Raw genomic sequence first — 26,327 nt, 5'->3', positions numbered from 1 at the left:
TCCTTTTCTACGCTCGTCGTTACGGTTAGTGACGGAACGGGAAGTTGAACTCTGTCAGCAGAGCCCGAGCTTCGTCGTCCGACGTCGCCGTCGTGCAAACGATGATGTCCATGCCCCACATCTGATCAACCTTATCGTAGTTGATCTCAGGGAACACAATGTGTTCCTTGATGCCCATGGCGAAGTTGCCACGGCCGTCAAAGCTCTTCGGGTTCAGGCCCCGGAAGTCGCGAACGCGCGGCAGCGCGATGTTGACCAGACGATCAAGGAATTCGTACATGCGTGCGCCACGAAGGGTAACCTTCGCACCGATCGGCATGCCTTCGCGAACCTTGAAACCAGCGATCGAGTTGCGAGCGCGGGTAACGACCGGCTTCTGGCCAGCAATTGCAGCCAGATCGGCGGCAGCAATCGTGGGCTTCTTGGAGTCGGCAGTTGCCTCGCCAACACCCATGTTGATCACGATCTTTTCAAGCTTCGGGATCATCATCACGTTGGCGTAGGAGAACTTCTCCTGCATGGCGCCACGGATACGGGAAACGTATTCCGTCTTGAGACGCGGCTCGTACTTATCAGCCATCGATCACTTCTCCCGAACGCTTGGCCACGCGGACCTTCTTGCCATCCACAACAGAGAAACCAACGCGGGTCGGCTTGCCATCCTTGTCGACGATGGCGATGTTGGAGATGTGCAAGGATGCTTCCTTGTTGATGATGCCGGCTTCCTGTGCCTGGGTCTGGCGCTGGTGACGCTTCACCATGTTTACGCCACGCACAACGGCACGGTCTTCTTTCGGCATCACCTGGATTACTTCGCCGGTACGGCCCTTGTCCTTACCGGTCAATACGACAACTTTGTCGCCTTTACGAATTTTCTGCATCGCTATAGCTCCTTACAGCACTTCTGGAGCCAGCGAGATGATCTTCATGTGGTTCTTGGCGCGAAGTTCGCGCGGAACCGGTCCGAAGATACGGGTGCCGATCGGCTCTTTCTTGTTGTCGATAAGAACGGCTGCGTTGTTATCGAAACGGATGACGCTGCCGTCAGCGCGACGGATGTCCTTGGCGGTGCGAACGACAACCGCCTTCATCACGTCGCCCTTCTTGACGCGGCCGCGCGGAATAGCTTCCTTGATGGAAACGACAATAATGTCGCCAACAGAAGCATATTTGCGCTTCGAGCCGCCCAGCACCTTGATGCACATGACACGACGTGCGCCGGAATTATCCGCCACGTCGAGGTTTGTTTGCATCTGAATCATGTCAGGTCGCCTTCTTGTTGTTACCGGAACGGTTGGGCAAACTCTCCCGAGCGAGCCCCCTGCCCCAGCTTATGAATATATCTTCGTCTTGCGCGGAAATGTCGTGACAGGGTGGTTTCCCGAAGGACCTTCCGTGCGCATCAAAGCAAAAGACGCTCGATTCACGAGCGTCCTTGCGGTGCTTCATACAGGAATTCGCGCCAAGTTCAAGAGACCTGGCGCGATTCTGATGAAATTAAGCCTGGGCGGATACAACCGTCCAGCGCTTGTCCTTGGAGATCGGTGCGCATTCCTCGATGGAAACGACATCGCCGACCTTATACTGATTGTTCTCGTCGTGTGCCTTGTACTTCTTCGAACGACGAACGGTCTTCTGAAGCAGCGGGTGAGCGAATCGACGCTCAACACGAACTACGACAGTCTTCTCGTTCTTGTCGGACACTACGACGCCCTGCAGAATGCGTTTCGGCATATTATTTTTCCTTAGGCCTTGGCTTCTGCCGCCTTCTGGCGGGCAATGGTTTTAACGCGGGCGATATCCTTGCGGACTTCGTTGATGCGCGAGGACTTCTCCAGCTGACCAGTTGCCTTCTGGAAGCGCAGGTTGAACTGCTCCTTCTTCAGATCGGCGAGCTTGTCCTTGAGCTGGTCGGCGCTGAGGCCGCGAACTTCATCGGCTTTCATGTGCCTTGCTCCTTACTCTGCGATGCGCTGTACGAAGCGCGTCTTGACCGAGAGCTTGGCAGCGCCGAGACGAAGCGCCTCACGGGCGATCTCCTCGGTAACACCGTCGATCTCGAACATCATACGACCGGGCTTGACCTTGCATGCCCAGTAATCGACCGAACCCTTGCCCTTACCCATACGAACTTCGGTCGGCTTGGCCGTAACCGGAACGTCGGGGAATACGCGGATCCACACACGACCTGCGCGCTTCATGTAACGCGTGATCGCGCGGCGGGCCGCTTCGATCTCGCGTGCATTCACGCGGTTCGGTTCCTGCGACTTCAAGCCGAATTCACCGAATGCCAGGTCAAAGCCGCCCTTGGCGACGCCTTTGATGCGTCCCTTGAACTGCTTACGGTACTTAGTACGCTTTGGCTGCAACATTTTCTTACTTCTCCGAGCTTATCTTTCGCCAGCGTCAATCAAGCGTTTTCGCGACGACGATCGGAACGATCGCCACGCTCACGGCTTGCAGGGCCCTGTGCGTCGCCTTCGAGACCGCGACGCTCAGAAGCCATCGGATCGTGCTCAAGGATTTCGCCCTTGAAGATCCAGACCTTGATGCCGCAGATACCGAATGCGGTTTCAGCTTCGGCTGTGCCGTAGTCGATGTCCGCACGCAGCGTGTGCAACGGAACGCGACCTTCGCGGTACCATTCGGTACGAGCGATTTCTGCACCACCGAGACGGCCGCCGCAGGTGATCTTGATGCCTTCGGCGCCAAGACGCATTGCGGACTGAACAGCACGCTTCATCGCACGGCGGAAAGCCACGCGGCGCTCGAGCTGCTGAGCGATCGACTGGGCAACCAGCGTCGCGTCGATTTCCGGCTTGCGCACTTCAACGATGTTGAGGTGCGTTTCGGAGTTGGTCATCTCGGAAAGCTTCTTGCGAAGCTTCTCGATGTCTGCACCCTTCTTGCCGATGATCAGACCCGGACGAGCCGAGTGGATCGTGACGCGGCACTTCTTGTGCGGACGCTCGATGACGACCTTGGCGATGCCGGCCTGCTTGAGTTCCTTGATCAGGTAAGCCCGGATCTTCAGGTCTTCATGCAGAAGCTTGCCGTATTCAGCGGTGTCAGCGTACCAGCGGCTGTCCCAGGTACGGTTGATGCCGAGGCGGAAGCCAATCGGATTGATTTTCTGACCCATTATGCGGCCTCCCCTTTTTCCTCAACTTCACGAACAACGATCGTGAGGTGAGAGAACGGCTTTTCAATGCGGGAAGCACGACCACGGCCACGGGCGTGGAAACGCTTCATGGTGATGGACTTGCCAACATAGGCCTCGGCGACGACGAGAGCGTCGACGTCGAGGTCATGGTTGTTTTCCGCATTGGCAATTGCAGATTCGAGCGTCTTCTTGACGGTGCCTGCAATGCGCTTGCGGGAGAATTCGAGCTCGGCGAGAGCGCGATCAACCTTCTTGCCACGGATAAGAGCGGCAACCAGGTTCAGTTTCTGGGGGCTGACGCGGAGCGTACGGGCAATGGCCTGAGCCTCATTGTCCTTCAGCCGGCGTTCGGTCTTAGCCTTCGCCATGATTACTTCCTCTTTGCCTTCTTGTCCGCGCCGTGACCGTAATAGGTACGGGTCGGAGAGAATTCACCGAACTTGTGTCCGACCATGTCTTCGTTGACGGAGACGGGCACATGCTTGCTGCCGTTGTAGACGCCGAACGTCAGACCAACGAACTGCGGCAGGATCGTGGAGCGACGGCTCCAGATCTTGATTACTTCGTTACGTCCGCTCTCGCGCACCTTCTCAGCCTTGGTGAGAAGATAGCCGTCAACAAACGGACCTTTCCATACTGAACGAGCCATTAGTGACTACCTCTCTTACTTCTTACGCTGATGGCGCGAGCGCATGATGAACTTGTCGGTCGACTTGTTCGAACGGGTGCGCTTGCCCTTCGTGGGCTTGCCCCACGGAGTAACCGGGTGGCGACCACCCGACGTGCGACCTTCACCACCACCGTGCGGGTGGTCGACCGGGTTCATGACGACGCCGCGAACGTGCGGACGCTTGCCACGCCAACGCGAACGACCGGCTTTACCGTCGTTGATGTTGCCGTGATCCGAGTTCGAAACAGCGCCGATCGATGCGAGGCAGGAGCCGTGCACCAGACGCTGTTCGCCCGAGTTGAGACGCAGGATGGCCATACCGGCATCGCGGCCGACGAGCTGGACATACGTACCGGCGGAGCGAGCGATCTGACCGCCCTTGCCCGGCTTCATCTCGACGTTGTGGATGATCGAACCAACAGGAATGTACTGAAGCGGCATGGTGTTGCCGGGCTTCACGTCCACTGCCTTGTCGGAGGCGATCACCTTGTCACCGGCAGCGAGACGCTGTGGCGCGAGAATGTAAGCCTGTTCGCCGTCGGTATACGTAACCAGCGCGATGAACGCGGTGCGGTTGGGGTCGTATTCCAAACGTTCAACGGTGCCTTCAACGTCGAACTTGCGACGCTTGAAGTCAACCAGACGGTAGGTCCGCTTGTGACCGCCACCCTGGAAACGGACGGTGATCCGGCCCTGGTTGTTACGGCCACCCTTGGAGCTGAGGCCCTGGGTGAGAGCCTTTACCGGCTTGCCCTTGTAGAGCGAAGCGCGGTCCACGATAACCAGCTGACGCTGGCTCGGCGTGGTCGGATTGAAACTTTTCAATGCCATATTCTTGTTCCCTTTTGGGTCTTTGCCCGCTTGGGCCTAACCTTTAGAGTCCGGTGGACACGTCGATGGATTGACCTTCGGCGAGCGTAACGACGGCTTTCTTGACGTCCTTAAGCTTACCGGCGAACCCACGGAAACGACGGGTCTTACCCTTGCGGATAAGCGTGTTCACAGCCGTGACTTTGACGCCGAAGAGAGCTTCCACGGCAGCCTTGATTTCAGGCTTGGAAGCGCTTTTGGCGACGTTGAATACGACCTGGTTCTGTTCGGATACCAGCGTCGACTTTTCCGTGATCGAAGGAGATACGATCACATCGTAGTGGCGAAGATCCGTCATTTGAACCGCTCCTCCAGAGCCTCTACAGCAGCCTTGGAAAGCACCAGCTTGCCACGGCGCAGGATGTCGTAAACATTGATGCCCTGTACCGGCAGAACGTCCACATTCGGGATGTTCTGAGCAGCGAGCTTGAAGTTGCCATCAAGTTCGGCGCCACCGATGACGAGAGCGTTGGTCAGGCCAAGCGAAGCGAAGCTGCCCAGCAGAGCCTTGGTCTTTGCTTCGGACGCGACGAGCTGATCGACGATGATCAGTTCTTCAGCCTTCAGCTTTGCAGACAGGGCGTGACGCAGAGCAAGCGCACGAACCTTCTTGGGAAGGTCATGTGCGTGGCTGCGAACGACCGGGCCGTGGGCCTTGCCGCCGCCGCGGAACTGCGGTGCGCGAGCCGAATGGTGACGAGCGCGGCCCGTACCCTTCTGCTTGTACATCTTCGCGCCGGTGCGGGAAACTTCCGACCGGTTCTTGGACTTGTGGGTTCCCTGCTGCTTCTTTGCAAGCTGCCAGCGAACCATACGGGCCAGGATGTCCTGGCGGGGGTCGAGGCCGAAGATCTCATCCGACAGAGAAACCTTGCCGGCGTCTTTTCCCTCGAGGGTTTTGACGTTCAATTCCATGATAAGGCTCCCTTACTTCGCAGCCGACTTGACGGCGTCGCGGACGATGATCCAGGAACCCTTCGAGCCGGGAACTGCACCCTTCACGAGGATGAGGCCACGGTCTTCATCGGTCGAAACGACTTCGAGGTTCTGGGTCGTAACGCGCGTCTGGCCCATATGACCAGCCATGCGCTTGCCCTTCCAGACGCGGCCCGGATCCTGGTTGTTACCGGTCGAACCGTGTGCACGGTGCGATACGGAGTTACCGTGCGAAGCGCGGCCACCACCGAAGTTGTGACGCTTCATAGCACCGGCAAAACCTTTACCGATCGTGGTTCCAGTGACGTCGACCAGCTGGCCGGACTGAAAATGATTTGCGGTCAGTGTTGCACCGATGTCGATCAGGTTCTCGGGGGAAACCCGGAACTCGACGAGCTTGGCTTTCGGCTCGACGTTGGCAGCGGCAAAATGACCGCGAAGCGCCTTCGTCGTGTTCTTGACCTTGGACTGGCCGGCACCGAGCTGAACTGCGGTGTAGCCATTCTTGTCTTCCGTGCGCTGGGCAACGACTTGTACGTTATCCAGTCGCAATACTGTTACAGGGATATGTTCACCTGCGTCGTTATAGACGCGTGTCATACCCACTTTCTGTGCAATCACACCTGAACGCATTGGTTCATCCTCTTGCGAGCCTTGAAGGGAAAACCCTCTCTGGCCTTTGTTAAGGAGTGCCCTTCGACATCTCACGATGTTTCCGGTCTCCGGTTTGGAAGTCGTTGGATTTCTCCACGTACCTTCCTTGTTATTGGCCTTCACCCGAGGGTGAAGCCCGGCCTTGTTACTTCAGCCCTCACCTTGGATGGATCGGGCCGGGTCTTAGAGCTTGATTTCCACGTCAACGCCAGCAGCGAGGTCGAGCTTCATCAAAGCATCGACAGTCTGCGGGGTGGGGTCAACGATATCGAGAAGACGCTTGTGCGTCCGCATTTCGAACTGTTCACGGCTCTTCTTATCAACGTGGGGAGAGCGGTTGACGGTAAACTTTTCGATGCGGGTGGGGAGCGGAACCGGGCCGCGAACGCTGGCGCCGGTGCGCTTTGCGGTCGACACGATTTCACGGGTAGAGGCATCGAGGATCCGGTGATCGAACGCCTTGAGGCGGATACGGATATTCTGGCCGTTCATTCGTCTTGTCCTTGTTCTTTGTTATTCGTTTCCGCACGCGGAAACACATGAACTTCTATTGATCGTGGCGCCGCAGATTTTCAAAAATCGAGAGGGATGAGCGTTACACCCCAATCATTTCGGTAGTCTGTATTGCTAAAAACACCGCGCTCCGCAATCGCTTGCGAATCCAGCGGTGATTGTGAGTGCGCGTTTACGCGCTTTCACCGAATTTTTCAAGCACTAAAAATGCAACGCCGCCAGGCTTTTTACTAAAAGGCCGGCGGCGGTGTTGTTCACACCGCCGCCAGTCAGAATTTCAATGGTCGAAATTACTCGACGATCGAGGCCACGATGCCGGCGCCGACGGTACGGCCGCCTTCGCGGATAGCGAAGCGCAGCTTTTCTTCCATCGCGATCGGAACGATCAGCTCGACTTCAACGGTGACGTTGTCGCCAGGCATAACCATTTCCGTGCCTTCAGGAAGCGACACGATGCCGGTCACGTCAGTCGTACGGAAGTAGAACTGCGGACGGTAGTTCGTGAAGAACGGCGTATGACGGCCGCCTTCTTCCTTCGTCAGGATGTAGGCTTCTGCCATGAACTTCTTGTGCGGCTTGACCGAACCCGGCTTGCACAGGATCTGACCACGCTCAACGCCGTCACGGGTAACACCGCGAACCAGTGCACCGATGTTGTCGCCAGCCTGGCCCTGATCGAGCAGCTTGCGGAACATTTCAACGCCGGTAACAGTCGTCTTCGAGGTCGGACGGATGCCGACGATTTCGACTTCTTCACCAACCTTGACGATACCGCGCTCAACGCGACCCGTCACAACCGTACCACGGCCAGAGATCGAGAACACGTCTTCGATCGGCATCAGGAACGGCTGGTCGATCGGACGCTCAGGCGTCGGGATGTAGGCGTCAACAGCAGCCATCAGCTCGCGGATTGCGTCTTCACCGATCTTCTTGTCAGAATCTTCAAGAGCGGCAAGTGCCGAACCCTTGATGATCGGGATATCGTCGCCCGGGAAGTCGTAGGACGACAGAAGTTCGCGAACTTCCAGTTCAACGAGCTCGAGAAGCTCGGCGTCGTCAACCTGGTCGACCTTGTTGAGGAACACGACGATTGCCGGAACGCCAACCTGGCGGGCAAGCAGGATGTGCTCGCGCGTCTGCGGCATCGGGCCGTCAGCTGCAGAGCAAACCAGGATCGCGCCGTCCATCTGGGCAGCACCGGTGATCATGTTCTTCACGTAGTCGGCGTGGCCGGGGCAGTCGACGTGCGCGTAGTGACGGGCAGGCGTCTCGTATTCAACGTGTGCCGTCGAGATCGTGATACCACGAGCCTTTTCTTCCGGAGCCGCGTCGATCTGGTCATACGCCTTGAACTCGCCGAAGAACTTCGTGATTGCTGCCGTCAGCGACGTCTTGCCATGGTCAACGTGACCGATCGTGCCAATGTTGACGTGCGGCTTATTGCGCTCGAACTTGCTCTTTGCCATTAGTGGCTCTCCATTCTTGTCCCTTGACGGGAATAATCTTCAAAATTCGGTGGGGCGTACCCCGATCACTTCTGACCGGAGTACTTTGCCTGGATTTCCTGCGCCACGTTCGACGGAACCGGCGAATAGTGGTCGAACGTCATCGAGTACTGTGCACGGCCCTGCGACATGGAGCGCAGGTTGTCGACGTACTTGAACATGTTCGCGAGCGGAACATGCGCGTTGATGACGACGGCGATACCACGGCTTTCCTGGCCCTGGATCTGACCACGACGGGAGTTCAGATCGCCGATAACGTCACCGACATAGTCTTCCGGCGTTACGACTTCGACCTTCATCATCGGCTCGAGAAGCTGTGCGCCAGCCTTCTTCGCTGCTTCACGGAAGCAGGCACGCGATGCGATTTCGAAGGCGAGAACCGACGAGTCAACATCGTGGAATGCACCGTCGACCAGCGTCGCCTTGACGCCGAGCATCGGGAAGCCAGCCAGCGGACCGGAAGACAGAACGCTTTCGATACCCTTCTGAACGCCCGGGATGTATTCCTTCGGAACAGCACCACCGACGATCTTCGATTCGAACTTGAAGTCTTCGCCTTCGGGGTTCGGTTCGAAGATGATCTTCACGCGAGCGAACTGACCGGTACCACCGGACTGCTTCTTGTGCGTGTAGTCTTCTTCGTGCTGACGCGTGATGGTTTCGCGGTAGGCAACCTGCGGAGCGCCGACGGTAGCTTCAACCTTGAACTCGCGACGCATACGGTCAACGAGAATGTCGAGGTGAAGTTCGCCCATGCCTGCGATGATCGTCTGACCGGATTCTTCATCCGTCTTGACGCGGAACGAAGGATCTTCAGCAGCCAGACGGTTGAGCGCGAGGCCCATCTTTTCCTGGTCGCCCTTGGTCTTCGGCTCGATCGCGATCTGGATGACCGGCTCAGGGAATTCCATGCGCTCGAGGATAACCGGCTTCAGCGGATCGCAGAGCGTATCGCCAGTGGTGGTTTCCTTGAGGCCAGCCAGAGCAACGATGTCGCCGGCAAAGGCTTCTTCGATGTCTTCACGGCTGTTGGAATGCATCTGCAGCATACGGCCGACGCGCTCGCGCTTGTCCTTGACCGTGTTGATGACAGACGTACCCTTTTCGAGTTTGCCCGAGTAGATACGTGCGAAGGTCAGCGAGCCAACGAAGGGGTCGTTCATGATCTTGAACGCGAGCATGGAAAGCGGCTCGCTGTCATCGGCATGACGCTCGATTTCGGCTTCGGTCTTGAAGTCGATGCCCTTGATCGCGGGAATGTCCAGCGGCGAAGGCAGGTAGTCGACGACGGCGTCGAGAAGCGGCTGAACGCCCTTGTTCTTGAACGCGGTACCGCAGAACATCGGGTGGAACTTCACGTCGATGGTGCCGCGACGAACGAGCGCACGGATCTTCTCGTTGTCGGGCATGATGCCGTTCAGGTAGTCTTCCATCGCTTCTTCGTCGATCTCGACAACGGTCTCGATCAGCTTTTCGCGATATTCGTCAGCCTTGGCCTTCATGTCTTCAGGAATTTCGACGACGTCCCACTGAGCGCCGAGCGATTCGTCGCGCCAGATGAGTGCGTTCATCTCGATCAGGTCGATAACGCCCTTGAACTCGGTCTCAGCGCCGATCGGCAGCTGCATGACAACGGCGATGGCGCCGAGACGGGTCTTGATCATTTCTACCGAGCGGTAGAAGTCAGCGCCGGTCTTGTCCATCTTGTTGCAGAAGATCATGCGCGGAACATGATACTTCTCGGCCTGGCGCCAGACGGTTTCCGTCTGCGGCTCAACACCGGCGTTGGCGTCAAGCAGCGCGATGGCGCCGTCGAGAACGCGCAGCGAACGCTCAACCTCAATGGTGAAGTCGACGTGGCCGGGGGTGTCGATGATGTTGAAGCGGCGCATCTTGCCGTCGCGACCCTTCCAGAAGGTCGTGGTGGCAGCGGAGGTGATGGTGATACCACGCTCCTGCTCCTGTTCCATCCAGTCCATCGTGGCTGCGCCATCGTGAACTTCACCGATCTTGTGCGACTTACCGGTGTAATAAAGGATACGCTCGGTGGTCGTCGTCTTGCCGGCGTCGATATGCGCCATGATACCGAAATTGCGGTAGTCTTCGATTTTATATTCGCGAGCCATAATGGACTGCCTTTCGATATGCGACCGGTTAAGATTACCAGCGGTAATGCGAGAATGCGCGGTTGGCGTCGGCCATCTTGTGCGTGTCTTCGCGCTTCTTGACAGCAGAACCGCGGTTGTTCGCAGCGTCCATGAGTTCGCCGGAAAGGCGATCGACCATGGTCGTTTCGTTGCGCTTGCGGGCAGCCGTGATCAGCCAGCGAATAGCGAGAGCCTGACGGCGCTCGGGGCGAACGTCGACGGGAACCTGATAGGTGGCACCACCAACGCGGCGCGAACGCACTTCAACGTGCGGAGCAACGTTGTCGAGGGCGGAGTGGAACACGCCGAGCGGCTCCTGCTTCGTCTTGCCCTGAACGACGTCGAACGCGCCGTAAACGATGCTTTCTGCGACCGACTTCTTGCCGTGAAGCATGATGGCGTTCATGAACTTGGTGACGACCAGATCGCCGAACTTCGGGTCCGGGTTGATCTCACGCTTTTCTGCACTATGGCGACGGGACATATTTTTTGTCTCTCAATGTTATTGACGCTTTACCACGCGGAGAACCTCGCGCAGCGCCGGAATTTGTTAAACCCGAATTACTTCGGACGCTTCGCACCGTACTTGGAGCGGCGCTGCTTGCGGTTCTTGACGCCCTGGGTATCGAGAACACCGCGGATGATGTGGTAACGCACACCCGGCAAGTCCTTTACGCGGCCGCCGCGGATCATGACCACGGAGTGTTCCTGAAGGTTGTGACCTTCGCCCGGAATGTAACCGATGACTTCGAAGCCGTTGGTGAGGCGGATCTTGGCAACCTTACGCAGAGCCGAGTTCGGCTTCTTCGGGGTCGTCGTGTAAACGCGGGTGCAAACACCACGCTTCTGCGGGTTTTCCTGAAGAGCAGGAACCTTGTTGCGCTTTACCTGTGCCTGGCGAGGCTTGCGGATCAGCTGGTTTACGGTAGGCATATAACCATCCCTTGCAAAAACTACTTAAGCCACCCTCACGGGTGGCGGCTATGCCGTTGCCGGCGACGATGCACGCATATATCCTCATGCGCAAAACGTGGCCCGATCCGGTTTCACGGATGGACCACCAAGAGCAGAGGACACCGGATGAGGCGTCTTGCGTGCAACATTCGTGTCTTCTACGTGCAATGGAGACCCGTTTGAGATGATGTTCGGGAAAAAGCTTTCCGAACGGCCAGCACCCACAGAGGCTCCGATGGCGGGCGTACTACTGTTTTAGCCAGCTTTCGTCAAGGGCGAATCCGCATTTTGCCCGCGCGCCCGCGGCCACGAAGCCCGCGTCCGGGCCATTTCCAGCCAGCTTTAACATAAGTCGGCGCAGAAGGTTGCGATTTCGACCTCCACGCTTTGGCTTTTCATAAAATCCGTCTATTGATTCCCTGTGGCGAGCCGGAGCAGCGCCGCCACGGGCGGAACCGATTCCATCGGCCCCCATTACAGCAACGAATGATCAAGGAACCGCGTCATGAGCACCCTCCCCGACAACGACAACGGACGCGAAGAGCCGATGGTCTTCATCGTCATCGGCAAGGCCTATGAGCACGACAATTCCGAAGGCATCGACATCCACGTCATTTTGCGGGCGCCGGACGACGATACCGCCGTGCGCGAAACGCTGAACGCGCTTTCCGAGGAAGGCTTCATCGAAGCGGACCTCGACCAGATCGGCATGCTGACCGAAGTTCCCGATGAAGAGCCGCACGCTTCCGCCTATCAGGGCGCGCTCGAAGGCGAAGTCGCCATCATCCGTTTCGCCTGAGGCGCAAATCCATGGCGGTAAGACGGGTCGTCGCCAATATAGAAACGCCCGACCCAGCGCGGGCGAAGGCGTTTTATTGCGATATTCTCGGCATGCCCGTCGCCATGGATCACGGCTGGATCGTCACCCATGCCAGCCCGCTCGAAGCAAGAGCACAGGTCAGCTTCGCAAGTGAAGGCGGCTCCGGCAATGATGTGCCGGACCTTTCGATCGAGGTTGATGATTTCGAGGAGGTCCACGCCAGAATCCTGAAGGCCGGGCTGCCCATCGAATACGGCCCCGCCGTCGAGGCATGGGGCGTACGCCGCCTTTTCGTGCGCGACCCCTTCGGCAAACTTATCAATATATTAAGTCACTCATAGATTATATACTTTTAATACAATAGTATTATTTCTTTATCCGTTGAACAATACCAAAATATGAGCTTACAATAGTACCGGCGCAAAATTCCGGTGGCGGGTTGGATAATATATCTTCAGCAGACATTATCGATGACATTTACGAGGCGGCACTTTTCCCTGATCGCTGGGCTGAGGTCATAGAGACAATCGGTAACCGCCTGGATTTCTGGGGCGGTGCGCTTACCTGGGGCAAGGGTGAGGAAGAGGCATGGCTCTTTACCCCCAATCTGCAGGACGTGATGCAGGCCTTCATGGAAGGCGGCTGGAACAGGCGCAACGATCGCCTAACCCGCGCAATCCGCGAAGGACAGTTTTCCTTCGTACAGGATTTTGACGTCTTCACCCATGACGAATGGGCCGGATTGCCGATCGTGCGTGACTTCCTGATGCCGCGCGGATTGGGATATGGCGCGGCAACGCAGATTGCGCCACCGGATCATCCGGAAATGACAGTGCTTTTCGAACGCAAACTCGATAGCGGCGTCATCGGGCCGGAAACCATGGCGGCGCTGGGCCGGCTGAGGCCACACATTGCCCGCAGCCTCACCCTCGCAACCCGGCTGCAGCGACAGAAGGCCGACGCCATGACGCTCGGGCTGAACGCCATAGGCGCGCCAGCGGCGGTGCTACAGGCGAGCGGGCGTATCCTCTCCGCAAACGACATGTTTCTCTCTCTCAGGAAATGTATTTCCACCCGTGCCCGCGACAGGATCGTGGTGTCAGACGAAAGAGTAAACCGGCTGCTCTATAAGGCGCTCGCCGGAGATAATGCCGGCTCTTTCCCCCTCCCGACCGGCGAAGATCGGTCCTGCATCCTCCACGTCATACCGCTGCGCAGGAACGCACTGGATTTGTCCCCGAAAGGTTCCGCCATCGTGCTGATATCGCAACCCATGGGCACCATCACCGATGCAACGTCACTGTTAAAAGGGCTATACGATCTCACCAAGCGCGAGGCCCGCGTGGCTCTGGAAATCATGAAGGGGCTCTCGCTTCCCGCCGTGGCGAAGCAATTGCAGATTTCCCATGAAACGGTGCGCAGCAACGCCAAGTCGATCTATGCGAAGACTGGCAGCACCGGCCAAACTGATCTCGTTCGCCGGCTCTCCGTTCTCACCCGCTATAACATCCGCGAACAGAGCTGACCCTCGCCGCGCGGCTGAAGATAATCTCAAAGACAAATCGTAAAATCGCGCTGACTCGCCGGTGGCTTCCACACAAACAAAAACGCCCGGATTGCTCCGGGCGTTTCCATTGAACCTTTGGCGGGGCTTCGTAAAGCCCCTGCCCTGTCTGACCTTATTCGGCGGCCGGAGCCTGGTCCGTCATGTCCTGCAGCATCTGGTTCGCAGAGCCTGCACCCGTACCCTTGCGGCGTTCCTCGAGGATGAGGTCGTCGCGCGAGGTGGCGATGCGGCGGATCTGCGTCATGGTGCCGCCGGTACCGGCCGGGATGAGACGGCCGACGATGACGTTTTCCTTGAGGCCCTGCAGCGTGTCCGTCTTGCCGGCGATCGCAGCTTCCGTGAGAACCTTGGTGGTTTCCTGGAAGGATGCGGCCGAGATGAAGGACGGCGTCTGCAGCGAAGCCTTGGTGATGCCGAGCAGAACCGGCTCGCCATAGGCAGGCTTCTTGCCTTCTTCGATCAGGCGGTCGTTGTTGTCGTCAAGCTCGATGCGATCGACGTTGTCGCCAACGATGTACTGGCTGTCGCCAGCATCGGTGATTTCAACCTTCTGCAGCATCTGGCGAACGATCACCTCGATGTGCTTGTCGTTGATCACAACGCCCTGCAGTCGATAGACTTCCTGGATTTCGTTCACGAGGTAGGAAGCCAGAGCCTCCACGCCCTTGATCGCCAGAATGTCGTGCGGCGCCGGGTTGCCGTCGAGAATGTATTCGCCCTTCTCGATGTAGTCGCCTTCCTGAAGATGGAAGGGCTTGCCCTTCGGGATCAGGTATTCGACCGGCTCGACGCCGTCTTCCGCAGGCTCGATCATCACGCGACGCTTGTTCTTGTAGTCGCGGCCGAGGCGGATCGTACCATCAATCTCGGCGATGATGGCGTGATCCTTCGGACGACGTGCTTCGAACAGTTCGGCAACACGCGGCAGACCACCGGTGATGTCCTTCGTCTTGGCGCTTTCCAGCGGCGAACGTGCAAGCACGTCACCCTGGGAGACCTTGGAACCCGGCTCGACCGACAGGATGGCATCCACGGACAGATGGAAGCGAGCTTCGCCACCACGGCTAAGCTTCGCCACAGCGCCGGAAGCGTCCTTGATGATGATCGCGGGCTTCAAGTCCGAACCGCGCGGCGTCGAACGCCAGTCAATGACCTGACGCTTGGTGATGCCGGTGGATTCGTCGGTCGCTTCCAGAACGGAGAGACCGTCGACGAGGTCTTCGAAGTGAACGGTACCTTCCACTTCCGTCATCATCGGACGGGTGTAGGGGTCCCACTCTGCAAGACGCTGGCCACGCTTAACCTTGTCGCCATCATCCACGAAGATCTTCGAACCGTAAGCGACACGCTGCGAGGAACGTTCCGCGCCGCGCTCATCAAGGATCGTAACGGACATGTTACGACCCATGGCGATGAGAACGCCTTCCGAGTTCCGCAGGATGTTGCGGTTCTTGATCTGGATCGTGCCTTCATACGACGCTTCGAGGAACGACTGGTCGACCACGTTCGCCGTACCGCCAAGGTGGAACGTACGCATGGTGAGCTGCGTACCCGGTTCACCGATCGACTGTGCGGCGATGACGCCAACGGCTTCGCCCATGTTGACAGGCGTACCGCGTGCAAGGTCACGACCGTAGCAGACGCCGCAGACGCCGATCTGCACTTCGCAGGTCAGAGCGGAGCGGATGCGAACGGACTGGATGCCCGCCTTTTCGATGGCGGCCACATCGGCCTCATCGATAAGCGTGCCGGCCTTGACGATGTTCTCGCCGGAAACCGGATGATCGATATCGTCTAGAGCCGTACGGCCGAGAATACGTGCGCCAAGCGAGGCAACAACCTGACCGGCATCGACGATGGCGGTCATGGTGAGGCCCTTGTCGGTACCGCAATCCACGGAGTTGACGATGCAATCCTGCGCGACGTCGACGAGACGACGGGTAAGATAACCCGAGTTCGCGGTCTTCAAGGCGGTGTCTGCGAGACCCTTACGGGCACCGTGGGTCGAGTTGAAGTACTCGTTAACGGTCAGGCCTTCCTTGAAGTTCGAGATGATCGGCGTCTCGATGATTTCACCCGACGGCTTCGCCATCAGGCCGCGCATGCCGCCAAGCTGACGCATCTGGTTCGGAGAACCACGGGCGCCCGAGTGGGACATCATGTAGATGGAGTTCATCGGCTTCTGGCGGCCCGTTTCCGGATCGAACTCGACAGCCTTGATGCGTGCCATCATTTCTTCGGCGACCTTTTCGGTAGCCTTGCCCCAGGCGTCGACAACCTTGTTGTACTTTTCGCCCTGGGTGATGAGACCATCGTTATACTGCTGTTCGTATTCCTTCACGAGAGCTTCGGTGTCACCGACGATCTTCACCTTGCTGTCCGGAATGACCATGTCGTCCTTGCCGAACGAAATGCCGGCGCGGCAGGCATGGGCAAAACCGAGCTGCATGATGCGGTCGCAGAAGATGACCGTGTCTTTCTGGCCGCAATGGCGGTAGACCGTGTCGATCATCTTGGAGATGTTCTTCTTGGTCATTTCCTGGTTGCAGACGTCGAAAGGCACGTTGACGTTCTTCGGCAGAAGTTCGCCAATCAGCATACGGCCAGGGGTCGTTTCATGGATCTTGGAAACCGGCTTGCCGTCGGCATCCACGGTCTTGAAGCGGCCACGGATCTTGGCATGCAGCGTCACGACCTTGTTTTCAAGCGCGTGATGCAGTTCGCCGATATCCGAGAAGGCCATGCCTTCGCCCGGCTCGTTCTGGTTCATGATCGACAGGTAATACAGGCCGAGAACCATGTCCTGCGAAGGAACGATGATCGGGTGGCCGTTTGCCGGATGCAGGATGTTGTTGGTCGACATCATCAACACGCGCGCTTCCAGCTGGGCTTCCAGCGAAAGCGGAACGTGAACAGCCATCTGGTCACCGTCGAAGTCAGCGTTGAAGGCCGTGCAGACGAGCGGGTGCAGCTGGATGGCCTTGCCTTCGACCAGCATGGGTTCGAAAGCCTGGATACCCAGACGGTGCAGCGTCGGTGCGCGGTTCAGGAGAACCGGATGCTCGCGGATGACCTCGTCGAGGATATCCCAAACTTCAGGCTTTTCCTTTTCAACCAGCTTCTTGGCCTGCTTGACGGTCGAGGAGTAACCCTTGGCGTCGAGGCGGGCGTAGATGAACGGCTTGAACAGCTCGAGCGCCATCTTCTTCGGCAGGCCGCACTGGTGCAGCTTCAGTTCCGGACCGGTCACGATGACCGAACGACCGGAATAGTCGACGCGCTTGCCGAGAAGGTTCTGGCGGAAACGGCCCTGCTTGCCCTTGAGCATGTCGGAGAGCGACTTCAGCGGACGCTTGTTGGCACCCGTGATGACGCGGCCGCGACGGCCGTTATCGAACAGCGCATCGACGGATTCCTGCAACATACGCTTTTCGTTGCGGATGATGATGCCAGGCGCACGAAGCTCGATCAGGCGCTTCAGACGGTTGTTACGGTTGATGACGCGACGATAGAGATCGTTGAGGTCGGACGTCGCAAAACGGCCGCCATCCAGCGGAACCAGCGGGCGCAGGTCCGGCGGAATGACCGGAACGACCTTCATGATCATCCATTCCGGACGGTTGCCGCTCTCCATGAAGTTCTCGACGATCTTCAGGCGCTTCATCAGCTTCTTCTGCTTGAGATCAGACGTGGTCTCAGCAAGTTCCGCACGCAGGTCGCCGGCGATCTTTTCGAGGTTCATCGAAGCCAGCATCTCATAGATGGCTTCAGCGCCGATCATGGCGGTGAACTGGTCTTCGCCGAATTCGTCAACGGCAATCATGTACTCTTCCTCGGACAGAAGCTGGTTCTGCTTCATCGAGGTGAGGCCCGGTTCGGTGACGATGTAGTTCTCGAAATAGAGAACGCGTTCGACATCCTTCAGCGTCATGTCGAGCAAGGTCGAGATACGCGAGGGAAGCGACTTCAGGAACCAGATATGGGCAACGGGCGCTGCGAGCTCGATATGGCCCATGCGCTCACGGCGAACGCGCGACAGCGTCACTTCAACGCCGCACTTTTCGCAGATGATGCCCTTGTACTTCATGCGCTTGTACTTGCCGCACAGGCATTCGTAGTCCTTGATCGGTCCGAAAATGCGCGCGCAGAAAAGACCGTCGCGTTCCGGCTTGAACGTACGGTAGTTGATGGTTTCCGGCTTCTTGATCTCGCCGTAGGACCACGACAGGATTTTTTCCGGCGAAGCGATCGAAATCCGGATGGAATCGAAATGCTGCGCAGGCACCTGAGGATTGAAAAGATTCATGACCTCTTGGTTCATGCCTTGTCTCCTTGAGAGGCTAGCTGCTGCCCCTGTTTGCATCTGGACCGGCTTCTTCCCGGGTCACCGTCCAGAGCTTTAAATACGGATTAACCGCACAATGCGGCGAAAGTGTCCCTCGGCAACCGCAGGCTGCCGGAGGAACCGGCAGGCGCCTAAAAGGCGCCCACCTCTCTCAATTTTATTCCGCTGCGTCGGGCAGCTGATCCTCGGACTGGTTCTCGACCTTCGAGTTCTCCAGTTCGACCGAAAGGCCGAGCGACCGCATTTCCTTGACGAGAACGTTGAAGCTCTCCGGAATGCCGGCCTCGAACGTGTCGTCACCACGGACGATCGCCTCGTAGACCTTGGTGCGGCCCGCCACGTCGTCCGACTTGACGGTGAGCATTTCCTGCAGCGTGTAAGCCGCGCCGTATGCTTCCAGAGCCCAGACTTCCATTTCCCCGAAGCGCTGTCCGCCGAACTGCGCCTTGCCGCCCAGCGGCTGCTGGGTAACGAGCGAGTAAGGACCGATCGAGCGAGCGTGGATCTTGTCGTCAACAAGGTGGTTCAGCTTGATCATGTACATGTAGCCGACGGTGACCTTGCGGTCGAACGGCTCACCGGTACGACCGTCATAAAGGACGGACTGGCCGGATTCATGCAGACCTGCCTTCTTCAGCATCGCGGCGACGTCAGGCTCATGCGCACCGTCGAAGACCGGCGTCGCGATGGAAACACCGCGCTTGGCTTCTTCGGCAAGCTTGACCAGCGATTCGTCATCAAAGCGCTGCACCTCATCATGCGATTCACTCGCATAGATTTCGGTGAGCTCGGTGCGAAGCTCGCTGATGTCCATCGTCTTGCGATACTCTTCGAGCATCTCGCCGATCTTCTTGCCCATGCCTGCGCATGCCCATGCGAGGTGGGTTTCGAGGATCTGGCCGACGTTCATGCGCGAAGGCACGCCGAGCGGGTTCAAGCAGATGTCGACATGCGTGCCGTCTTCGAGGAACGGCATGTCTTCGACCGGAACGATACGCGAGACGACGCCCTTGTTACCGTGACGGCCGGCCATCTTGTCGCCCGGCTGGATCTTGCGCTTCACAGCAACAAAGACCTTGACCATCTTCATGACGCCCGGAGGCATTTCATCGCCGCGCTGGACCTTTTCGACCTTGTCCATGAAGCGCTGTTCAAGGCGCGACTTGGATTCGTCGTACTGGCCGCGAAGCGCTTCCAGTTCGGACTGGGCCTTCTCGTCTTCGACTGCAAACATCCACCACTGCGAGCGGGGATATTCGGAGACGACGGCGTTGGAAAGCTCGACGCCCTTCTTGAAGCCCTTCGGACCAGCGATGGAAACGTGGCCACGCAGCATGTCGATCAGGCGGCCGTAGACGTTACGGTCAAGGATTGCCTGTTCGTCGTCGCGGTCCTTCGCCAGACGTTCGATCTCTTCGCGCTCGATTGCCATCGCGCGCTCGTCCTTCTCCACACCGTGACGGTTGAAGACGCGGACTTCGACGACCGTACCGAACGTGCCCGGAGGCATGCGCATGGAGGTGTCGCGAACGTCGGAAGCCTTTTCACCGAAGATGGCGCGCAGAAGCTTTTCTTCCGGCGTCATCGGGCTTTCGCCCTTCGGCGTGATCTTGCCGACGAGGATGTCGCCCGGCTGAACTTCCGCACCGATGTAAACGATACCGGCTTCGTCGAGGTTCTTCAGCGCTTCTTCCGAAACGTTCGGAATGTCGCGCGTGATTTCTTCCGGACCAAGCTTCGTGTCACGCGCCATCACTTCGAATTCTTCGATGTGGATGGAGGTGAACACGTCGTCGGAAACGATACGCTCCGACATCAGGATCGAGTCTTCGTAGTTGTAGCCGTTCCAGGGCATGAACGCGACGAGCGCGTTGCGGCCGAGCGCCAGGTCACCGAGGTCGGTCGACGGACCGTCCGCGATGATGTCACCCTTGGAGATGAGATCGCCGACGGCGACCAGCGGACGCTGGTTGACGCAGGTGTTCTGGTTCGAACGCTGGAACTTCTGCAGACGGTAGATATCAACGCCCGACTTGCCGGCATCGAGTTCTTCCGTAGCGCGGATAACGATACGCGTCGCATCGACCTGGTCGACGACACCGCCGCGGCGAGCTGCGATGGCAGCGCCGGAGTCACGGGCGACGATCGGTTCCATGCCTGTGCCGACGAACGGCGCTTCCGCCCGCAGAAGCGGAACGGCCTGACGCTGCATGTTCGAGCCCATGAGAGCGCGGTTGGCGTCGTCGTTTTCCAGGAACGGAATGAGAGCCGCCGCGACCGAAACGAGCTGCTTCGGCGAAACGTCCATCAGGTTGATGTTGTCGCGCGGTGCGAGCATAACTTCGCCCGAGTGACGGCAGACGACGAACTCTTCAGTGAAGGCGCCTTCGCCATCGAGTTCGGCATTGGCCTGTGCGACGTAGTACTTGGCCTCTTCCATGGCGGAGAGGTAGATAACGTCGGTCGTCACCTTGCCGTCGATGATCTTGCGGTACGGGCTTTCGATGAAGCCGTACTTGTTGACGCGGGCAAAGGTGGCAAGCGAGTTGATCAGACCGATGTTCGGGCCTTCCGGCGTTTCGATCGGGCAAATACGGCCGTAGTGGGTCGGGTGAACGTCGCGGACTTCGAAGCCGGCGCGCTCGCGGGTCAGACCACCCGGTCCAAGAGCCGAAAGACGACGCTTGTGGGTGATTTCCGAAAGCGGGTTCACCTGGTCCATGAACTGCGACAGCTGCGAGGAACCGAAGAATTCGCGAACGGCGGCAGCTGCCGGCTTTGCATTGATCAGGTCCTGCGGCATCACGGTGTCGATTTCGATCGAGGACATACGTTCCTTGATCGCACGTTCCATGCGCAGAAGGCCGAGACGGTACTGGTTTTCCATCAGCTCGCCGACCGAACGTACACGGCGGTTGCCGAGGTTGTCGATGTCGTCGATTTCGCCCTTGCCGTCGCGCAGTTCGACCAGCATCTTGACGACGGCGAGGATGTCTTCCTTGCGCAGCGTGCGCACGGTGTCTTCCGCATCGAGGTCGAGACGCATGTTCATCTTCACGCGGCCAACAGCCGAGAGATCGTAACGCTCTGCATCGAAGAACAGCGAGTTGAACATCGCTTCCGCGGAGTCCATGGTCGGCGGTTCGCCCGGACGCATGACGCGGTAGATGTCGAACAGCGCTTCCTGGCGGTTCTGGTTCTTGTCAACGGAGAGCGTGTTACGGATGTAGGCGCCAACATTGACGTGGTCGATGTTGAGAACCGGAATCTCGTCGAAGCCGGACTGAAGGATCAGGCCAAGCGTCTTCTCGTCGATTTCGTCGCCAGCTTCGAGATAGATTTCACCCGTCTCGTAGTTGACGATGTCTTCGGCCAGGAAGTTTCCGTAGAGGTCTTCGTCAGTCGCCTTAAGCGCCTTCAGGCCCTTGTCGACTAGCTGGCGGATAAGGCGCGGGGTCAGCTTCTTGCCACCCTCGACAACAACTTCGCCGGTGTCGGCGTCGATCATGTCGGTGATGACCTTGGCATTCTTCAGCGCGTCAGGCTGGAACGGGATACGCCAGCCGTCACCGGCGCGCTCGTAGGTAGCCTTGGTATAGAAGGTCGACAGGATTTCTTCGCCGTCCATGCCGAGCGCCATCAGGAGCGAGGTCACGGGCAGCTTGCGGCGACGGTCGATACGCGCATAGACGATGTCCTTGGCGTCGAATTCGATGTCGAGCCAGGAACCGCGATACGGGATAACGCGGGCAGCGAAAAGCAGCTTGCCGGAAGAATGGCTCTTGCCCTTGTCGTGATCGAAGAACACGCCCGGCGAACGGTGCATCTGCGAAACGATGACGCGCTCGGTGCCGTTGACGATGAACGTACCGTTATTGGTCATGAGCGGCATGTCGCCCATGTAGACGGACTGTTCCTTGATGTCCTTGATGGACTTCGCGCCCGTATCTTCATCGATATCGAACACGATGAGGCGCAGCGTCACCTTCAGCGGCGCTGCATAGGTCAGATCGCGCTGACGGCATTCCTCTACGTCGAACTTCGGCGCTTCGAATTCGTAGGACACGAATTCGAGCATGGAGGCGCCGGAAAAATCGGTGATCGGGAATACGGACTTGAATACGGCATTCAATCCCTCGTCGGGACGGCCACCCTTGGGCTCGTCAACCATGAGAAACTGGTCGTACGAAGCCTTCTGAACCTCGATGAGGTTCGGCATTTCCGCTACTTCTGGAATTTTGCCGAAAAACTTGCGTACGCGCCTGCGACCGTTAAACGAAAGGGTCTGAGCCATCGTCGCTCCTTTAAAAATTGCATCCGGGCCTGCAACGGACGGGAACCGATGGCCAGTCGATCCCGTCAAGCAATGGGTTTCATCAATCTCGTTCCACATCCCGGATCGATCAGGCCGGATTGCCTAGATGAGCCGGTTCGGAACCATTCTCTTGAAGAACCCATTACCCAAAAGCCATTTTCACGCGGCTTTTGGGTAATGAGTTTTAAAAACGATGACGACGGAAAGGGGCATGAAGCCCCTTCCCGCCAGCAATCGCAAGATTACTTAACGTCGACCTTGGCGCCGGCTTCTTCAAGCTTCTTCTTGAGATCAGCAGCTTCAGCCTTGGAAACAGCTTCCTTGACAGCCTTCGGAGCGCCTTCAACGAGGTCCTTGGCTTCCTTCAGGCCGAGGCCCGTGATAGCGCGGACTTCCTTGATGACGTTGATCTTGTTGGCGCCAGCGTCAACCAGGATCACGTCGAATTCAGTCTTTTCTTCTTCAACAGCAGCAGCAACGCCAGCACCGCCAGCAGCAGCAACAGCTACCGGAGCAGCAGCGGAAACGCCCCACTTTTCTTCGAGAAGCTTGGACAGTTCTGCAGCTTCCAGAACGGTCAGGGTGGAGAGGTCTTCTACGATCTTTGCGAGATCAGCCATTTTGATAGTTCCTTTTGTTCAGTTCGAACCAGTTTGAATATTTACAGCGAAAAACCGCCTTAAGCGGCTTCGTCCTTCTTGGCGTAAGCCGAGAACACCCGTGCCAGCTGGCTTGCAGGTGCGGCGACAACCGTAGCGACGCGAGTTGCCGGGGCATTGAGAAGGCCCAGCAGCTTTGCGCGCAGCTCGTCCAGCGAAGGCAGGGTCGCAAGCGACTTGACTGCTTCGGCGTTGAGCGTGGTTGCACCCATGGAACCACCGAGAACAACGACCTTGTCGTTGGTCTTTGCGAAATCCATGACGACTTTCGGAGCGATCATCGGGTCGACGCTGTATGCAATCAGCGTCTGGCCCTTGAAGAGATTTGTCATCCCTTCCGACTCCGTGCCCTGAAGAGCGATCTTGGCCAGGCGGTTCTTCGCGACCTTGACGGTGCCTCCGGCAGCGCGCATCTTCGAACGGAAGTCGTTCATCTGCGCAACGGTGACACCAGCATAGTGGGCCACGACAACCGAACCGGAAGCCTTGAAGACTTCGTTCAGCTCCGTGACGAATTCGCGTTTTTCCGCTCTTTCCACTGTCTGTCTCCAGTAGACGGGACCACATGATTGTGAACCCGTCGGGTTTGCCTTTGCCCCAAGGGACCTTTTTACAAAGATCCCGAGCGACGCTCGAGGATCCTGTCCCCCGCTCTGTCGCCGCAAACGGCTTCAGGCACAGGCACACCAGGTTCGAACCGGACAGTCAGGCATCAGCAGATACCTCAAATCCAGCCTCACCCGTCTCATGCAGGTTGAATGATTAAGGCCAGGCCCCGAAGGAAATGGCCACCCGCAATCTCGGACAGGAGTTCCGGGTTTCCCCGGAAATCTCCGGCTCCTGGGAGCCGGAAATTCTTTTATTCACACTTCCCTTGGGAAGCGCGAGAATTGATTAAGCCGTAACCGACGAAGGGTCGATCTTGACGCCCGGACCCATGGTCGAGGAAATGGCGACGCGCTTGACATAGTTGCCCTTGGCGCCAGCCGGCTTTGCCTTGATGACGGCATCGGCGAAAGCCTTGATGTTTTCCTCAAGAGCCTTGGCGTCGAACGAAGCCTTGCCAACGCCAGCGTGTACGATACCGGCCTTTTCGACGCGGAACTCGACAGCGCCGCCCTTGGACGCCTTGACGGCGCCGGCAACATCCATGGTCACCGTACCGACCTTCGGGTTCGGCATCATGCCACGCGGGCCGAGTACCTTGCCGAGACGGCCGACGAGCGGCATCATGTCCGGGGTCGCGATGCAACGATCGAAGTCGATCTTGCCGCCCTGAACGATTTCAACCAGTTCTTCTGCACCAACAACGTCAGCGCCAGCAGCCGTGGCTTCATCAGCCTTGGCGCCACGGGCGAAGACGGCGACGCGAACGTCACGGCCCGTGCCGTTCGGCAGGTTGACAACGCCACGAACCATCTGGTCCGCGTGGCGCGGGTCAACGCCGAGGTTCATCGAAACTTCAACGGTTTCATCGAACTTGGCGACAGCACGTTCCTTGACCATCGAAATGGCGTCGGTGAGAACGTAAAGCTTGTTGGGATCCACACCTTCGCGGATCTTCTGAATGCGCTTTGCTACCTTGGCCATGATCAACCTACCACTTCCAGGCCCATGGCGCGGGCGGAGCCCTCAACCATTGCCATTGCGCCTTCGATGTCGGCTGCGTTCAGATCCTTCATCTTGGCTTCTGCGATCGTCTTGACCTGAGCCTTGGTGATGGAGCCGATCTTGGCGCCCTTGCCAGGCGTCTTGGAACCGGAGGTGATCTTGGCTTCCTTCTTCAGCCAATACGTCATCGGCGGCTGCTTCATGACGAAGGTGAAGGACTTGTCCTGGTAATAGGTGATGACGACCGGAATCGGCATACCCTTTTCCATTTCCTGCGTGGCGGCATTGAACGCCTTGCAGAATTCCATGATGTTAATGCCACGCTGACCAAGTGCCGGACCGATCGGCGGGGACGGATTGGCCGCCCCGGCCTTTACCTGCAACTTGAGCTGGCCTGCAACTTTCTTAGCCATATCTCTCTGCCTTTCAATTCAAACCGGTTACCCGGCTTCCCTTAAGCCGGATTGCTCCGGCGGCTGCGGTTGCGTGGTGCGGCGCCCTGCTCCGGCTTAAAGAGCCAGTTTGCCTTCCACGCGCTTGGGGTCTTGCCCCGCCAATCAGACCTTCTCGACCTGATTGTATTCCAGCTCGACCGGCGTAGCGCGGCCGAAAATCGAAACTTCCACCTTCAGGCGCGAACGCTCTTCGTCGACATCCTGAACAACGCCGTTGAACGACGCGAACGGACCGTCGGAAACGCGAACCTGCTCGCCGATCTCGAACGAAACCGAAGACTTCGGACGCTCGACACCTTCCTGAACCTGACCGAGGATACGCTCGGCTTCATAATCGGGAATCGGAACAGGCTTGCTGTCCGAACCGAGGAAACCGGTAACCTTCGGCGTGTTCTTGATGAGGTGATAGGCCTCATCCGTCAGGTTGGCGCGCACCAGCACGTAACCTGGAAAGAACTTGCGCTCGCTGTCGACCTTACGGCCACGACGCACCTCGACAACCTTTTCGGTCGGCACGAGGATTTTCTCGAACAGATGAGAAAGACCCTTCTGACGGGCCTTCTCTTCGATCGACTCAGCGACCTTCTTTTCGAAATTCGAATATGCGTGAACGATATACCAGCGCGCTGCCATTTTTTTATTCTCCGTTCAATCCGTTACCGGCCGACGTTCAGCACGAGGCTAAGCACCCAGCCGATGAGCTGGTCAGCAGCAAAGAAGAACAGAGCCGCAAAAATGACCATCACCAGCACCATAGCCGTCGAAATCATGGTCTCGCGGCGCGACGGCCAAGTGATTTTTGACGCTTCGGCGCGAACCTGCTGCAGAAACGTAAACGGATTGGTTTTGGATGCCATTGACTGCCCACGCAATTACGGCGCGTAAAGCCGAACTAATCAGCCCCACGCACCGCGTGTCTGTTTTGACCTTACATAAACACCGATTCCACTTTTAACAAGAGGAAATCGACATTCGGCGAAATTCGCCGGAAATCCGGCCCCATCTGCCATGCAGCGAAAACCGCGCTTGCGAATGGAAAGTGGCAGGGGCAGAGGGGCTCGAACCCCCGACCTGCGGTTTTGGAGACCGCCGCTCTACCAACTGAGCTATACCCCTTCAGCACCTGAATCGGCCGCGAAATCG

General features: G+C 58.0%; 29 protein-coding genes and 1 tRNA gene. 3 read left to right on the top strand and 27 right to left on the bottom strand.

All coding sequences use genetic code 11. The annotated features are described in order from the left end of the window. Nucleotides 1-25: 25 nt before the first annotated feature. From rplE to rpsL, 18 genes are all read right to left on the bottom strand, one after another. Nucleotides 26-580 carry a 50S ribosomal protein L5 gene (rplE, locus tag V6R85_RS10320; RefSeq protein WP_003507784.1) on the bottom strand — a complete coding sequence of 185 codons (555 nt, stop codon included), beginning with the start codon at nucleotides 578-580 and terminating at the stop codon, nucleotides 26-28. Beyond that, complete coding sequence (rplX, locus tag V6R85_RS10315) at nucleotides 573-881, bottom strand: 50S ribosomal protein L24 (RefSeq protein ID WP_003495200.1); 309 nt, start codon at nucleotides 879-881, stop codon at nucleotides 573-575. The genes rplE and rplX overlap by 8 nt, the downstream gene beginning before the upstream one ends. A 12-nt stretch (nucleotides 882-893) precedes the next feature. Beyond that, nucleotides 894-1,262 (bottom strand): 50S ribosomal protein L14, encoded by a 369-nt coding sequence (rplN, locus tag V6R85_RS10310; RefSeq protein WP_003495199.1) that lies wholly within the window; start codon nucleotides 1,260-1,262, stop codon nucleotides 894-896. Between the two features lie 235 nt (nucleotides 1,263-1,497). After that, nucleotides 1,498-1,734, bottom strand: coding sequence for a 30S ribosomal protein S17 (rpsQ, locus tag V6R85_RS10305; protein ID WP_003495195.1), 237 nt, complete (start codon nucleotides 1,732-1,734; stop codon nucleotides 1,498-1,500). Between the two features lie 11 nt (nucleotides 1,735-1,745). After that, nucleotides 1,746-1,946: a 50S ribosomal protein L29 gene (gene rpmC / locus V6R85_RS10300; protein WP_003495193.1), complete on the bottom strand. Its 201-nt coding sequence runs from the start codon at nucleotides 1,944-1,946 to the stop codon at nucleotides 1,746-1,748. 12 nt (nucleotides 1,947-1,958) lie between these two features. Next, nucleotides 1,959-2,372 (bottom strand): 50S ribosomal protein L16, encoded by a 414-nt coding sequence (gene rplP, locus V6R85_RS10295; RefSeq protein WP_003507774.1) that lies wholly within the window; start codon nucleotides 2,370-2,372, stop codon nucleotides 1,959-1,961. Between the two features lie 38 nt (nucleotides 2,373-2,410). Continuing rightward, on the bottom strand, nucleotides 2,411-3,142 hold the full coding sequence (rpsC, locus tag V6R85_RS10290) for a 30S ribosomal protein S3 (protein ID WP_003507773.1): 732 nt from the start codon (nucleotides 3,140-3,142) through the stop codon (nucleotides 2,411-2,413). Next, nucleotides 3,142-3,531 (bottom strand): 50S ribosomal protein L22, encoded by a 390-nt coding sequence (gene rplV / locus V6R85_RS10285; protein WP_003495184.1) that lies wholly within the window; start codon nucleotides 3,529-3,531, stop codon nucleotides 3,142-3,144. Before rplV ends, rpsC begins: the two co-directional genes overlap by 1 nt. A 2-nt stretch (nucleotides 3,532-3,533) precedes the next feature. Next, nucleotides 3,534-3,812, bottom strand: coding sequence for a 30S ribosomal protein S19 (rpsS, locus tag V6R85_RS10280; RefSeq protein WP_003507772.1), 279 nt, complete (start codon nucleotides 3,810-3,812; stop codon nucleotides 3,534-3,536). Nucleotides 3,813-3,827: 15 nt separating this feature from the next. Continuing rightward, nucleotides 3,828-4,664 carry a 50S ribosomal protein L2 gene (gene rplB, locus V6R85_RS10275; protein ID WP_003507771.1) on the bottom strand — a complete coding sequence of 279 codons (837 nt, stop codon included), beginning with the start codon at nucleotides 4,662-4,664 and terminating at the stop codon, nucleotides 3,828-3,830. Nucleotides 4,665-4,707: 43 nt separating this feature from the next. Continuing rightward, nucleotides 4,708-5,001: a 50S ribosomal protein L23 gene (locus tag V6R85_RS10270; RefSeq protein ID WP_003495178.1), complete on the bottom strand. Its 294-nt coding sequence runs from the start codon at nucleotides 4,999-5,001 to the stop codon at nucleotides 4,708-4,710. Then, the gene (rplD, locus tag V6R85_RS10265; protein WP_003495173.1) at nucleotides 4,998-5,618 is read right to left on the bottom strand and encodes a 50S ribosomal protein L4; all 621 of its coding nucleotides are present in this window, start codon (nucleotides 5,616-5,618) and stop codon (nucleotides 4,998-5,000) included. The genes V6R85_RS10270 and rplD overlap by 4 nt, the downstream gene beginning before the upstream one ends. Nucleotides 5,619-5,630: 12 nt before the next feature. Beyond that, the gene (gene rplC / locus V6R85_RS10260; RefSeq protein WP_003507769.1) at nucleotides 5,631-6,272 is read right to left on the bottom strand and encodes a 50S ribosomal protein L3; all 642 of its coding nucleotides are present in this window, start codon (nucleotides 6,270-6,272) and stop codon (nucleotides 5,631-5,633) included. A 204-nt stretch (nucleotides 6,273-6,476) separates the two neighbouring features. Then, on the bottom strand, nucleotides 6,477-6,785 hold the full coding sequence (gene rpsJ / locus V6R85_RS10255; RefSeq protein ID WP_003507767.1) for a 30S ribosomal protein S10: 309 nt from the start codon (nucleotides 6,783-6,785) through the stop codon (nucleotides 6,477-6,479). Between the two features lie 311 nt (nucleotides 6,786-7,096). Beyond that, the gene (tuf, locus tag V6R85_RS10250; protein WP_003507684.1) at nucleotides 7,097-8,272 is read right to left on the bottom strand and encodes an elongation factor Tu; all 1,176 of its coding nucleotides are present in this window, start codon (nucleotides 8,270-8,272) and stop codon (nucleotides 7,097-7,099) included. Nucleotides 8,273-8,337: 65 nt separating this feature from the next. Further along, on the bottom strand, nucleotides 8,338-10,437 hold the full coding sequence (gene fusA / locus V6R85_RS10245; protein ID WP_003507762.1) for an elongation factor G: 2,100 nt from the start codon (nucleotides 10,435-10,437) through the stop codon (nucleotides 8,338-8,340). Between the two features lie 34 nt (nucleotides 10,438-10,471). Beyond that, nucleotides 10,472-10,942 carry a 30S ribosomal protein S7 gene (gene rpsG / locus V6R85_RS10240; protein ID WP_003507761.1) on the bottom strand — a complete coding sequence of 157 codons (471 nt, stop codon included), beginning with the start codon at nucleotides 10,940-10,942 and terminating at the stop codon, nucleotides 10,472-10,474. A 77-nt stretch (nucleotides 10,943-11,019) separates the two neighbouring features. After that, nucleotides 11,020-11,391, bottom strand: coding sequence for a 30S ribosomal protein S12 (gene rpsL / locus V6R85_RS10235; protein ID WP_003507760.1), 372 nt, complete (start codon nucleotides 11,389-11,391; stop codon nucleotides 11,020-11,022). Nucleotides 11,392-11,917: 526 nt separating this feature from the next. On the opposite strand from rpsL, the gene V6R85_RS10230 reads away from it, so the two are divergent. The 3 genes from V6R85_RS10230 to V6R85_RS10220 all read left to right on the top strand — a co-directional run bounded on the left by V6R85_RS10230 (nucleotide 11,918) and on the right by V6R85_RS10220 (nucleotide 13,757). Then, a complete protein-coding gene (locus tag V6R85_RS10230; RefSeq protein WP_003507722.1) occupies nucleotides 11,918-12,211 on the top strand; it encodes a hypothetical protein in 294 nt (97 codons plus the stop codon). Between the two features lie 11 nt (nucleotides 12,212-12,222). Beyond that, nucleotides 12,223-12,573 carry a VOC family protein gene (locus V6R85_RS10225; protein ID WP_003507721.1) on the top strand — a complete coding sequence of 117 codons (351 nt, stop codon included), beginning with the start codon at nucleotides 12,223-12,225 and terminating at the stop codon, nucleotides 12,571-12,573. A 98-nt stretch (nucleotides 12,574-12,671) separates the two neighbouring features. Next, on the top strand, nucleotides 12,672-13,757 hold the full coding sequence (locus V6R85_RS10220) for a helix-turn-helix transcriptional regulator (protein ID WP_111835059.1): 1,086 nt from the start codon (nucleotides 12,672-12,674) through the stop codon (nucleotides 13,755-13,757). 154 nt (nucleotides 13,758-13,911) lie between these two features. Here V6R85_RS10220 and rpoC read toward each other — a convergent pair whose 3' ends face one another. The 9 genes from rpoC to V6R85_RS10175 form a co-directional block, all read right to left on the bottom strand. Then, entirely contained in the window at nucleotides 13,912-18,120 is a 4,209-nt protein-coding gene (gene rpoC / locus V6R85_RS10215) for a DNA-directed RNA polymerase subunit beta' (protein WP_003507719.1), read from the bottom strand. A gap of 181 nt (nucleotides 18,121-18,301) precedes the next feature. Further along, nucleotides 18,302-22,438, bottom strand: a complete 4,137-nt coding sequence (gene rpoB / locus V6R85_RS10210; protein ID WP_003507718.1) for a DNA-directed RNA polymerase subunit beta — start codon at nucleotides 22,436-22,438, stop codon at nucleotides 18,302-18,304. Between the two features lie 263 nt (nucleotides 22,439-22,701). After that, on the bottom strand, nucleotides 22,702-23,079 hold the full coding sequence (gene rplL, locus V6R85_RS10205; RefSeq protein WP_003507708.1) for a 50S ribosomal protein L7/L12: 378 nt from the start codon (nucleotides 23,077-23,079) through the stop codon (nucleotides 22,702-22,704). Between the two features lie 59 nt (nucleotides 23,080-23,138). Then, nucleotides 23,139-23,657 carry a 50S ribosomal protein L10 gene (rplJ, locus tag V6R85_RS10200; protein WP_003507705.1) on the bottom strand — a complete coding sequence of 173 codons (519 nt, stop codon included), beginning with the start codon at nucleotides 23,655-23,657 and terminating at the stop codon, nucleotides 23,139-23,141. Nucleotides 23,658-24,012: 355 nt separating this feature from the next. Continuing rightward, the gene (gene rplA / locus V6R85_RS10195; protein ID WP_003507704.1) at nucleotides 24,013-24,708 is read right to left on the bottom strand and encodes a 50S ribosomal protein L1; all 696 of its coding nucleotides are present in this window, start codon (nucleotides 24,706-24,708) and stop codon (nucleotides 24,013-24,015) included. 2 nt (nucleotides 24,709-24,710) lie between these two features. Continuing rightward, complete coding sequence (gene rplK, locus V6R85_RS10190) at nucleotides 24,711-25,142, bottom strand: 50S ribosomal protein L11 (RefSeq protein ID WP_003507702.1); 432 nt, start codon at nucleotides 25,140-25,142, stop codon at nucleotides 24,711-24,713. Nucleotides 25,143-25,286: 144 nt separating this feature from the next. Beyond that, nucleotides 25,287-25,817 carry a transcription termination/antitermination protein NusG gene (nusG, locus tag V6R85_RS10185; RefSeq protein WP_003507690.1) on the bottom strand — a complete coding sequence of 177 codons (531 nt, stop codon included), beginning with the start codon at nucleotides 25,815-25,817 and terminating at the stop codon, nucleotides 25,287-25,289. A 23-nt stretch (nucleotides 25,818-25,840) separates the two neighbouring features. Further along, nucleotides 25,841-26,041 (bottom strand): preprotein translocase subunit SecE, encoded by a 201-nt coding sequence (gene secE, locus V6R85_RS10180; protein ID WP_003507689.1) that lies wholly within the window; start codon nucleotides 26,039-26,041, stop codon nucleotides 25,841-25,843. Between the two features lie 183 nt (nucleotides 26,042-26,224). After that, nucleotides 26,225-26,300: transfer RNA gene (locus V6R85_RS10175), tRNA-Trp, on the bottom strand. Nucleotides 26,301-26,327: the final 27 nt, after the last annotated feature.

Source organism: Agrobacterium sp. CCNWLW32 (assembly GCF_037083425.1).
GTDB lineage: Bacteria > Pseudomonadota > Alphaproteobacteria > Rhizobiales > Rhizobiaceae > Agrobacterium > Agrobacterium radiobacter.
Note: the sequence above shows the minus strand (reverse complement) of the source record. Positions and strands in the feature narration are given on the sequence as shown.

Excerpts from the sequence above, each read along its gene's own strand:
- rplE (WP_003507784.1), bottom strand. The coding sequence starts at position 580 with ATGGCTGATAAGTACGAGCCGCGTCTCAAGACGGAATACGTTTCCCGT.
- rplX (WP_003495200.1), bottom strand. The coding sequence starts at position 881 with ATGCAGAAAATTCGTAAAGGCGACAAAGTTGTCGTATTGACCGGTAAG.
- rplN (WP_003495199.1), bottom strand. The coding sequence starts at position 1,262 with ATGATTCAGATGCAAACAAACCTCGACGTGGCGGATAATTCCGGCGCA.
- rpsQ (WP_003495195.1), bottom strand. The coding sequence starts at position 1,734 with ATGCCGAAACGCATTCTGCAGGGCGTCGTAGTGTCCGACAAGAACGAG.
- rpmC (WP_003495193.1), bottom strand. The coding sequence starts at position 1,946 with ATGAAAGCCGATGAAGTTCGCGGCCTCAGCGCCGACCAGCTCAAGGAC.
- rplP (WP_003507774.1), bottom strand. The coding sequence starts at position 2,372 with ATGTTGCAGCCAAAGCGTACTAAGTACCGTAAGCAGTTCAAGGGACGC.
- rpsC (WP_003507773.1), bottom strand. The coding sequence starts at position 3,142 with ATGGGTCAGAAAATCAATCCGATTGGCTTCCGCCTCGGCATCAACCGT.
- rplV (WP_003495184.1), bottom strand. The coding sequence starts at position 3,531 with ATGGCGAAGGCTAAGACCGAACGCCGGCTGAAGGACAATGAGGCTCAG.
- rpsS (WP_003507772.1), bottom strand. The coding sequence starts at position 3,812 with ATGGCTCGTTCAGTATGGAAAGGTCCGTTTGTTGACGGCTATCTTCTC.
- rplB (WP_003507771.1), bottom strand. The coding sequence starts at position 4,664 with ATGGCATTGAAAAGTTTCAATCCGACCACGCCGAGCCAGCGTCAGCTG.
- V6R85_RS10270 (WP_003495178.1), bottom strand. The coding sequence starts at position 5,001 with ATGACGGATCTTCGCCACTACGATGTGATCGTATCTCCTTCGATCACG.
- rplD (WP_003495173.1), bottom strand. The coding sequence starts at position 5,618 with ATGGAATTGAACGTCAAAACCCTCGAGGGAAAAGACGCCGGCAAGGTT.
- rplC (WP_003507769.1), bottom strand. The coding sequence starts at position 6,272 with ATGCGTTCAGGTGTGATTGCACAGAAAGTGGGTATGACACGCGTCTAT.
- rpsJ (WP_003507767.1), bottom strand. The coding sequence starts at position 6,785 with ATGAACGGCCAGAATATCCGTATCCGCCTCAAGGCGTTCGATCACCGG.
- tuf (WP_003507684.1), bottom strand. The coding sequence starts at position 8,272 with ATGGCAAAGAGCAAGTTCGAGCGCAATAAGCCGCACGTCAACATTGGC.
- fusA (WP_003507762.1), bottom strand. The coding sequence starts at position 10,437 with ATGGCTCGCGAATATAAAATCGAAGACTACCGCAATTTCGGTATCATG.
- rpsG (WP_003507761.1), bottom strand. The coding sequence starts at position 10,942 with ATGTCCCGTCGCCATAGTGCAGAAAAGCGTGAGATCAACCCGGACCCG.
- rpsL (WP_003507760.1), bottom strand. The coding sequence starts at position 11,391 with ATGCCTACCGTAAACCAGCTGATCCGCAAGCCTCGCCAGGCACAGGTA.
- V6R85_RS10230 (WP_003507722.1), top strand. The coding sequence starts at position 11,918 with ATGAGCACCCTCCCCGACAACGACAACGGACGCGAAGAGCCGATGGTC.
- V6R85_RS10225 (WP_003507721.1), top strand. The coding sequence starts at position 12,223 with ATGGCGGTAAGACGGGTCGTCGCCAATATAGAAACGCCCGACCCAGCG.
- rpoC (WP_003507719.1), bottom strand. The coding sequence starts at position 18,120 with ATGAACCAAGAGGTCATGAATCTTTTCAATCCTCAGGTGCCTGCGCAG.
- rpoB (WP_003507718.1), bottom strand. The coding sequence starts at position 22,438 with ATGGCTCAGACCCTTTCGTTTAACGGTCGCAGGCGCGTACGCAAGTTT.
- rplL (WP_003507708.1), bottom strand. The coding sequence starts at position 23,079 with ATGGCTGATCTCGCAAAGATCGTAGAAGACCTCTCCACCCTGACCGTT.
- rplA (WP_003507704.1), bottom strand. The coding sequence starts at position 24,708 with ATGGCCAAGGTAGCAAAGCGCATTCAGAAGATCCGCGAAGGTGTGGAT.
- rplK (WP_003507702.1), bottom strand. The coding sequence starts at position 25,142 with ATGGCTAAGAAAGTTGCAGGCCAGCTCAAGTTGCAGGTAAAGGCCGGG.
- nusG (WP_003507690.1), bottom strand. The coding sequence starts at position 25,817 with ATGGCAGCGCGCTGGTATATCGTTCACGCATATTCGAATTTCGAAAAG.
- secE (WP_003507689.1), bottom strand. The coding sequence starts at position 26,041 with ATGGCATCCAAAACCAATCCGTTTACGTTTCTGCAGCAGGTTCGCGCC.